We start from the raw sequence: 9,574 nt of genomic DNA, 5'->3' as shown, positions 1-9,574 counted from the left end.
ATCCAACGGGCGAACCGAAGGATGCAACATAAAGCCATCGTTGCGTGGAGTCCAAGTCGGCTCCGCCGATCATGATAAAACCATGTCAAGTTTTCAATCGCGGTGTGAATCGATTCCGCGTCATCCATAGGCGGCAATACAACGGGAATCCCTCCTGCTGCTATCACCGATTGAAAGTATCCTGCTGCGATGTAACTATATGCGGGTACGTTACGAGCGGCAGCACGAAAGTCGGCATTCATGCCGATCAGGGGCTTACACGTCATCCGAAAGTTCCTCTTCGAAGATCGCGAGTGATAAAAAACGCGTTGCAAAAATCATTTCGCAACATGTGGCGGCAGAAAACAATTTCAGAGAAGAATGTTTGAATTCGAAAAGGAATGCTTGCGATGTCAGTGAGTGCCATCTTGGCTTTCATCCCATCGTGACGGTTGGACAAGTCCTATAGAACACGTTCCGCGAAGAAGCTGTGTTGTTCGGAATCCCATCGTTGTTTTCCGCCGGAAGTGACACACGCCGTGTCACTTCTGGTGCGGCGAAACTTTATGCGGGTATGCGAACATTGCAAACCCTTTTTCCTAGCTAGGTGATATTCGCCGACGCTAGCACTACATGCAGTGCTAGCAAAAGGGTGGCTTGCTAGCAAACAGCGGTCATCCGCACGTATTTAAGATCCTGGTCAGCCACGATATTGTCCGTTATAAATTCACCAACACCAATGCAGCCAACGACTTAGGACTTGAGCGTGAGATTTAGCAACGTTTGCCTCGATGCCATCGGCACCGAAATTCCCCAAGAGATTTGGACGAGTGACGATCTGGAGCAGAAACTCGAACCGCTTTACAGCCGATTGAAACTTCCCGAAGGACGTTTGGCGCTGATGAGCGGGATTACCGAGCGACGGGTCTGGCCGCAAGGAACGATGCCGAGTGAGCCGAGTGTTCGCAGTGCTCGTCGAGCCATGGAGGCGTCCGGAATCGCCGCCGATCGCATTGGTTGCTTGATTCACGCCAGCGTGTGCCGTGACTTTCTAGAGCCCGCAACGGCATCGAGGGTTCACCACGAATTGGGGCTTCCGTCGAGTTGTTGGGTCTATGACGTTTCCAACGCTTGCTTGGGGCTGATGAATGGCGCCGTTCAAATTGCCGCGCTGATCGAAGCCGGCGTGATCGAAGCGGGCATCGTGGTGGGAACAGAAAACAGTCGTCCGCTATTGGAACAAACCATCACCCAGCTTAACGCCGATCAAACGTTGACGCGTCAAAGCGTGAAGCCGGCCTTTGCATCGCTGACGATCGGATCGGGAAGTTGCGCGTGGTTGTTGGCGCATCGCGATGTCATTCGATCCGATGCAGCGGGGCGTGATCGCCAGCCGACTTTGTTGGACACCGCAATCGCCGAAGCGCGTACCGAGTTTCATGATCTGTGTCGCAGTGACCAGGATTCGGCCGGCGCGGGGATGACGCCGCTCATGGATACCGATTCGGAACGGTTGATGGCCGAGGGGATTGCGACCGGTGCTGCTGCGTTTGATCGGTTGTTGTCCGAATCGACATGGACGCGACCGGATATCTCGCGAACGGTATGTCATCAAGTCGGTTCGCGTCATCGCGTGGCAATGCTCGAGGCGATGGGGCTTTCGCAAGAAAACGACAGCATCACGTTTCCGTCCTTGGGTAACACCGGATCGGTCGCGCTGCCATTGACGCTGGCCGCAGCCGCCAAGCGAGGTGATCTGTGCCGTGGCGATCAAGTTGCGATGTTGGGAATCGGATCGGGAATTAACAGCGTGATGATTGCAGCAAAATGGGGCGATACAACCGTCAGCGGCAACATCGACGCGATCGTGTAGGTTAACGTGGTGTCGATCGCAAACGCCGACGAATTGGCGTTTGTATTTTCACCATCGTTAGAACAGGACGATCCATCTTGAGCGACGAAGTGTTGGCGTTTCTGTCGTTGCTGCCGATCATTGCGGTGGCCGTTTTCTTGGTCATGCTGCGCTGGCCCGCCAGCCGTGCGATGCCGTTGGCTTACCTGGTTGCTTGCGGATTGTCGTTGTGGGTTTGGCAAGTGGATGGGTGGCAAGTCGCCGCGGCAAGCGTCAAGGGATTAATCGTAGCGGCGGAGTTGCTGTATATCATCTTTGGCGCGATCCTGTTGCTCAACACGCTGCGTCAAAGCGGAGCGCTGCGGACGATCCGAAAATCGTTTCAAGACATCTCGCCGGACCGCCGCATCCAGGTGATTATCGTGGCTTGGCTGTTTGGATCGTTTATCGAAGGAGCGGCTGGTTTCGGAACGCCTGCGGCGATTGCGGTGCCACTGCTAGTCGGTTTGGGCTTTCCTGCGATGGCAGCAGTCGTTTCCGGCGTGGTGATTCAATGCACTCCCGTATCCTTTGGTGCCGTCGGTACGCCGATTTTGATTGGCGTTAGTAGCGGTTTGGCTGGAGAAGGAACGATCGACGGCTTCGCACAGAGTCACGGGTATGCCGATGGGGGAACATTGTTGTCGTTGATCGGTTTCCGAGTGGCGATGCTGCATGCCATCGCAGGAACATTGATTCCGCTGTGGTTGGTGGGATTGATGACGCGATTCTTTGGCGAAAATCGCTCTTTCAAAGAAGGCTTGGCGGTGTGGCGTTTCGCGCTGTTCGCCGCGTTCGCGATGACGGTTCCCTACGTGCTGGTCGCTTGGTTGTTGGGGCCCGAGTTTCCCTCGCTGTTAGGCGGATTGTGTGGTTTGGCGATTGTGGTGCCTGCGGCAAAGGCCGGTATCTTGATGCCCAAGGCGGATGCGATTTGGGATTTCCCGGATGCGGACAAATGGCCGGATGATTGGCTAGGTGGACCGCTTGGTCGGTTGCGAGAGGACGACGATGTCCAAGACGACGCCAGACCAATGGGATTGATCGCGGCATGGTCGCCGTATGTGATCGTGGCTTTGCTGTTGGTGGTAACGCGGCTGGATTGGTTGCCAGGACTGTATTGGTTGACCGGAGCGGAGGGATCACCGGCGGTATGGGTGAAGTCGTTTGCGGTGCCCGTCCGTGAGATATTTGGCACCTCGATCTCCGAGATCATTCGTCCGGTTTATTTGCCAGGCACCGTCTTTAACATCGCGTCGCTGATCGCGGTGGTGTTCCAGCGTGTGTCGATGCGGTCATGTGCTGAGGCTTGTGGTGAATCGTTTCGCACCATCCTGCGAGCGTCGGTGGCGTTGGTATTCACGGTGCCGATGGTTCAGGTTTTTATCAACAGCAGCCAAGGGGCGACCGGTTACGAGTCGATGCCCATCACGTTGGCCGAAGGAGTCAAGAACACGGTCGGTGAAGCATGGCCGGTATTCGCGACATTCATTGGCGGGTTTGGGGCATCGATCGCAGGCAGCAATACGATTAGCAACATGATGTTCTCGTCGTTCCAATTTAATGTGGGCGAGAAACTCGGTGTCGATCCGGTTTGGATCGTGGTGCTGCAAGCGGTTGGCGGGGCTGCGGGGAACACGATTTGTGTCCACAACGTCGTGGCAGCTTCGGCCGTCGTCGGGTTGGTGGGGAAAGAGGGAGTGATCATTCGCAAAACGCTATGGGTGTTCACGTATTACGCGCTGCTGCTAGGGATGATCGGCTATGTGATCGTGTGGTGGTGAGCAGCGAGGCGGCAGTCTTTCCGTCGATTAGCCGCTCTGGCGCTAGCAGGCCTGTTCATTTAATCGAAATGCAAATCGCATTGGTGAGCCGAGGGCCGTAAGGCACCGGGTATTGCGCGGAACCCGGACGCTGACGCGCGAGCGGTTCATTAAATCAACAGCCTGCTAGCACGGTTCCGACATTCAACCGGGGCTAGCGCCCAAACGCAACGCTGTGAAGCATTTATCCCTATAAGGAAAACGCGAAGGCACTGTAGCGAAAGTCGCAGAGACTTTCGGCCACGCCAGTAAAACCGAAACTCTCTGCGAGTTTCGCTACGAAAAAATGCTTCACAGCGTTGGCCCAAACGGCTAACGGGATCTCACCAATGATTCCTGACTCCCTGCTTTGCCCAGCCCTTACGCGCTGAAATCGATGTGTGGCGGCGGTTCCTCGGGATTGGTTGGCTGCGTCGCCTCGAGATCGCTGGGATCCTGTTCCGCGGCGGCTTCTTCGGTCGGCGTTTCGTCTTCGTCGTGTTCCTTGGCTCGTTCGAAGGTGTCGTACAGTTGTCGGCCGTCTCCGCCGCGATCATGGGTTTGTTCGCTCGAGTCGATCGCACTGGCTTCGGCTGTTTTCCCGCCTGGATTTTCGGCGGACGCTTGCCGCTTGGTGGCTTCGGCTGCTTGCGAGTCGGACTCGCCGCCGCGGGCGGCAGCTCGAGCGGTGCCTGCGATATTGGCTGCGGCCGAGCTAGGATTGACTTGCATGATCACTTACCTCGCTGTTGTTGAAAACGAAGGAGGTTTTGAAAGAGTGGATCGCGCTAACGAAACCAATTTCCAAATCCGCGTGGTGACGATTCGGTTGCTTCGGGGACGACGTCGCTTCCGTCATTTATACCAGGATTGGCATTGGTGATCGTTGGAATAAATCGTTCGAGCGTCTCGCCGACCCCTTCGAACGCACGTCGTTCAATCGTCGGCGCGTGAATTGGGCCCTTCACGTCGATGGTCCAAAGCGTGTATTTTTCACCTCGCAAGGGTCGAATGATTTGCGTAAACGCGTTCTGCGGGCTGACTCGCGTGTTAAACGACAGGTCGAGTTCACGGCGTCCATCGAGCGATCCGCTACCATCCAACGCAACCCAGTCGCCCCACACTTTTAGCTCGTTGAAGTTCACCGTGTCGCCGAAAACGCTGAATTGGACCGTGCCATCGGTGAACGCGACATCTTCGGTCGGCTTGATACTGAGCTGGTTGAGGACCTGCACGATCAGCGGCAATTGATACAGGTTTGCTTTGGTGACTTGCGCGGTGCCATTGCCTTTAAGGAATTCGAGTGTTCCGAGGCTGCCTTCGAGTGATGCATTGCCTGAGAATTCGCCGCTGATTGCATTGTCGACATGACCAAAGTCGGCGAGGATCGTTGGCACTTGAGCATCGTGCACGGCAAGGTCGACGTCAAAGCTGCCTGAGGAAAGTTCCAAGTCGCCTTGCAGTTCGATCACGCCGTCAAACACGCGGCCGCTAATCGATCGTGTGGCAGCCGATGGCGACGGCGTGTGGTTGGCACCGGCCAAATTCGACGTGGCCGCGTCGCTGCGAACGCCTAATTTTAAGATGTCGTCGACCACGGTAAAGGGACCTTGGATCGACGTGATTTGTAGATCATCGATATGCATCGAGTCGATATGGACATCGCCAGCGGCACGAATGCCTTGCGGGTCACTGCTGCCGACCACCGAAATTTCGCCTCTCAGCGAGTGGACCGGACCGACATCCGCGATACGGTTCCCTTCGAGTTGCAAGGCGATGTCCCACTGGATCACCGGTTCGACGTGATCGGCGTCGGGCAGCGTGGTTTTGGTTTGGCCACGAAGCGAGACTGGGCCTCGCAGTTGCAATCGTCGCATCGCTTCGCGCATTTCGTGAGGCAGCGCTGCGATCAATTCGGAATCTGGATTTAACCGGCTGCCCCCTTTGAAATTCAACGTCAAATCCCAGCGACCATTTGCGGTTTTGACGCAGTAGCCATCGGCCGCGAGTCGTGATGCGCCGTGTTGTCCATTGAGCGAGTCGATGTAGACCTTCGATCCATCGTAGCGGACCGTGCCGCTGCTGATGTCGATTCGATAGGGAAGCGAACTAGGACGCAGACTGAGCGTCCGATTGTTGATTTGGTTGGCGTAGATTTGCCGAGCGGTTAAATCGATTTGCACAGGCCCGGCATGCTCTTGCTGCGTCACCCAGACATCGGCTTCGTCCAACACCCCGCCCGGAGCGAGTGAGTCCCAAGTATGTTGGGCTGACTCGGGCAACGAGGATCGCAATGCGTCATCCATCGGGATGTTGGTTGTTTGAAACACGAGGGCAAGCTGAGGCGGCACTTCGATACCGCTGCCCGAATCGGAGATGCGGAACAGATTCGGGTCGGGCGAGGGCTTGGGAATCCGGTAGGTACCTTCGCAGCGAACCACACCCGAATTGGCGCTCAACCCGCGAAAGTCAGTGATTCGCACGATATCTTCGTTGACTTCGATTCGGCCATCGACATTGTACAACGGGTAGGCAAACTTTTCGTAACGCAAATGGCCATCAATGATTCGCAGGTCCAGTTGGCGTGTGTTTCGTCCGCTCGCGTCGGTACCAAACATCGCGCTGGCCAAATGCACGGACCCACGGGGTCGCAGCGAGCGAACGAACGACTCGAGAGCCGATTGCGGGGCGCCGCGATGAGACAGCGATTTGATCAATGTGTTGTCGATGGCAATGGGGCCATCGGCTGCCACTACAAAGGTTTTCTCGTTGGTGATTCCCGGACGGATCGGCAACCGAAATGCACACTGCATGCGGTGGCTGTCGATGCGTCCGTTCAGCGAATCGCTCGATGCGATGCCGTCGCGGACTTCGATCCGGCCTACCAATTGGTGTACGGGGTAGGGAAATTTTTGATAGCGAATGTCGACGCCTTTACAAGTCACGTCGGCATCCGCGTCCCAGATTCCCGAGCGGCAAGTCACATCGGCTTTAACGTCGATGCGGCCGCGTGGTTGTAGCAGGTCCCAACCGCGACGCGACGTCTCGGGCAGCACGGATGCGAATTGGTCATCCAGTAGCAGCCCATGCGTGGCGACTTGCAAATCGGTGTCCATCGGCCATCGTTCGCCCCGTAGTGCGCCATGCATCCGAACGACCGCTTCACCCAACGAAGCCTGCGAAGCTTCGATCTGGATCGATTGCGGTTCGGCGACAAACACTCCTTGCAATTGGGTGATCGGTTTGGGCAGCTTTGCGTGCGTGAATTGACCTTCGTGGATCGTGGTTCGTACACGGTATTTCCAATCGTGACCGGGCGCGTGAAATACCGAACACGAAAGGTCACACACGCATTGCAGTCCTCTCGCATCGACCAATGGCCGCTGCAGTGAGGCGGGCAAGCGGTTGAACAGTTCGCGGTCAATCTTGACACCACGCACCGTGCCACGGATGTCGCTGGTCTCTTTGACGTGGTCCCATTGAATGTGAAATGCTTCGGCCAAGTCGCTTGAACCGGTGGCGGATACCGTGCGATCGATACCGCCATCGAGGCGTTCTGTGTTGACGAGGCTTAGCTGGGCAATCTCGGTGCTAACCGGACGTTGGCTAGCCGATGGACCGTACCAATGGATCGTCCCACGTCGCATATCGATGCGAGGCGCTTCGGGACCCAGCTTCGGTAATGGCATTAGATCCATTAGCGAGGGCATGCCATCGTCACTCAAGGTGATATTGGCATGGAACCCAGTGATGGCGACCCGGTTGGTCGTTAACGGGATTTCTTTGTCCAGCAACTTTTCAGGATGAACGTTGGCGACCACCACCAGTTGTTCGATGCGAACGATTTCGCGAAGCGGAGCAGCAATGGCCGCAGGATTCGAAATCACGATGTTCTCGAAGATGATCCCCACCGAGCTCTCGAAACGGCCTCGTCCAATCGAGACGTCATAGCCGACGTAGTGATCTTGCAACTTCTTTAGCAGATGACGACGAGCCTGTTCCCCAAGCGTGTCGGGAGCCAGCATCGGAACGACCGTCACGAGCGCGACCGCAATCAGCGCAGCCCAAAACCATCGTGCTATCGCACGGGTTACTTTCGGTTTCGGATCAGAGTTAGACCCAGCCAATCGCAAACAGCCTATTCACAAACCAAGGGCATCCATGTCCCCTGATGCTGGGGGCTTCGAAAAGTCCGCTCAGCACGAGGTTAATCTGTCGCGATACTAGTCCGAGGCTCAGCCGCCAAGCCACCCCAAAAACGACCAGAACTGGTAGATCCACGGCGATTGCCATGGACTTTGCAGGGCAGTCGACATCGAAAAAACGCTGAGTGCTAGCATCGCGTGAAAAAGGCCTCGCCTCTGCGTCTTTTCAGAATACTCATCTAAGATCGGTGCTAGCATTTGCAGCCACAGCGGCGTGAACCATAACACCCAGCGAAAACAGCAGCTAACGCCGCCATAGTTGCGGTCGATCAGTGGGCGGGCAAGATAGAAAAGCAGGCAGACAACGCTAGCAATTAAGACGGCGAGCGTGAATCGGCGATAGTCGTGGGGGCCAAACGAGAGTCCTTTGACCAGTCCGATTGGGAGGAGCAAAAAAATGGGAGTGAGCGAAAAAATTCCGTGATGGCCGATCGTCATATTGAGAAAATAGACGATTCGTGAAGGCTCACCCAAATCGACCCCCTTCCGTCGACCGTCTTGCCAGTAGCTATTGGGGTACTCGTACCAATCGTCCCAGAAATGCAGAGCCCAATTGCCGGTGGCGGTTCGAGTCAACGAAAAGAGCTGGTCATCGTCGCTGCGGACACTCCATCGCCCTTTTTCATCGGATGGTTTGACGGTGATTTGTTGCGATGGTTGGATTAGGTTGCGTTGGACGATTTCGCGATGAATCAGATCGGTGGGAACGGTATCGAGTGACGCGTCGATTTCGGCAATCAAATCGCCGTTGCCGCGATGAGCGTACGGTGGCCGCAGACTGCCATGGGCGGCATAGTTGGTTCCGAAAAATCCGGCGGCCACAATAATCAATCCAGCCGCAAACGGCAGCAACGATCGGGTGTCGATCCAGACAAACAGCACGAACCACAGCACCATCATCGACAGCGCCGGCAGCTCGTTTGCCGCCGTAAACGCGGCAGATATTCCCGCAAAGAGGTACAGCCCCGCCGGCATCACGGTCGAATCGCCGGTCACGGAATCGTCTAATTTTTCACAAGCGAACAAGTAGATCCACATCGTTAGCGCGGTGAAGGCGGCGGCAACCAGGTGATTATTCAGCGTCATCGAAAAGGGCAGCAGCATCGTGCCAAAGACGACCGATAGCGCGAGCGATTGCCGAGCCCAAGCGTTTCCACAGACGCGGTCGATCGAGCCGATCGTACAAAAGTAAAAGAGCGCCAGCAGTGGCAGGTTCACGAGGGCGAGTACAATTCGTGTCGCATAGATCGGATACTCCGTCATCGAAAGCCCAAGCAAGCTGTTGACGAGAAAGTAGACGCCCGCAACCAGAGTGGGAAACAGCGGAGGTTTGCTGCTGTAGTAATGCAACTTGCCATCGTCGCCTCGGTGACGCACTTTGTCGATTGTGTTCCAAGGGGTGCGGTTCTTGCCGCCTTTGATGGCGATTTGGCGATCAATTTCGTAGGTTCGATCTTCGACTAACGCGGCGACCGTACACCAGCGACTGCGATCATTGGCACTCAGAAACGCGGTGTCACCCTCGCGGCTGGTCACGGTTGCGATCCGTCCGGCCGAGATCCCCAGGCCAACTAAAATCAGCAACAGGTAGGCGGTGCGTCGTTTCTTACGCTCTTGCGTGTCTTTGTGCATCAAGGTTGATTGTGAAGTGAATGGTGGGTAGGTGGATTCGCGTAGTCGTTTTTGCGAACAATCAA

At 56.0% G+C, this 9,574-nt stretch carries 6 protein-coding genes; 2 read left to right on the top strand and 4 right to left on the bottom strand.

Annotation, left to right across the window (positions count from 1 at the left end):
• The coding region (locus RMSM_RS38845; protein WP_236622271.1) for a gamma-glutamyl-gamma-aminobutyrate hydrolase family protein at window positions 1-266 on the bottom strand (266 nt) is incomplete at its 3' end.
• 479 nt (window positions 267-745) lie between these two features.
• Between RMSM_RS38845 and RMSM_RS22945 the strand changes: the two genes are divergently transcribed.
• Both RMSM_RS22945 and RMSM_RS22940 read left to right on the top strand, forming a co-directional pair.
• A complete protein-coding gene (locus RMSM_RS22945; RefSeq protein ID WP_008702028.1) occupies window positions 746-1,852 on the top strand; it encodes a 3-oxoacyl-ACP synthase III in 1,107 nt (368 codons plus the stop codon).
• Window positions 1,853-1,929: 77 nt separating this feature from the next.
• The gene (locus RMSM_RS22940; protein WP_008702026.1) at window positions 1,930-3,654 is read left to right on the top strand and encodes an L-lactate permease; all 1,725 of its coding nucleotides are present in this window, start codon (window positions 1,930-1,932) and stop codon (window positions 3,652-3,654) included.
• Window positions 3,655-4,053: 399 nt separating this feature from the next.
• Here RMSM_RS22940 and RMSM_RS22935 read toward each other — a convergent pair whose 3' ends face one another.
• The 3 genes from RMSM_RS22935 to RMSM_RS22925 form a co-directional block, all read right to left on the bottom strand.
• Entirely contained in the window at window positions 4,054-4,404 is a 351-nt protein-coding gene (locus RMSM_RS22935) for a hypothetical protein (protein ID WP_144057889.1), read from the bottom strand.
• Between the two features lie 56 nt (window positions 4,405-4,460).
• Window positions 4,461-7,697: an AsmA-like C-terminal region-containing protein gene (locus RMSM_RS22930; RefSeq protein WP_144057888.1), complete on the bottom strand. Its 3,237-nt coding sequence runs from the start codon at window positions 7,695-7,697 to the stop codon at window positions 4,461-4,463.
• Window positions 7,698-7,907: 210 nt separating this feature from the next.
• A complete protein-coding gene (locus tag RMSM_RS22925) occupies window positions 7,908-9,509 on the bottom strand; it encodes a putative membrane protein (RefSeq protein WP_008702020.1) in 1,602 nt (533 codons plus the stop codon).
• Window positions 9,510-9,574 lie beyond the last annotated feature (65 nt).

The organism is Rhodopirellula maiorica SM1 (genome assembly GCF_000346295.1).
Taxonomy (GTDB): Bacteria; Planctomycetota; Planctomycetia; order Pirellulales; family Pirellulaceae; genus Novipirellula; species Novipirellula maiorica.
Note: the sequence above shows the minus strand (reverse complement) of the source record. Positions and strands in the feature narration are given on the sequence as shown.

Excerpts from the sequence above, each read along its gene's own strand:
- RMSM_RS22935 (WP_144057889.1), bottom strand. The coding sequence starts at position 4,404 with ATGCAAGTCAATCCTAGCTCGGCCGCAGCCAATATCGCAGGCACCGCT.
- RMSM_RS22930 (WP_144057888.1), bottom strand. The coding sequence starts at position 7,697 with ATGCTGGCTCCCGACACGCTTGGGGAACAGGCTCGTCGTCATCTGCTA.
- RMSM_RS22925 (WP_008702020.1), bottom strand. The coding sequence starts at position 9,509 with ATGCACAAAGACACGCAAGAGCGTAAGAAACGACGCACCGCCTACCTG.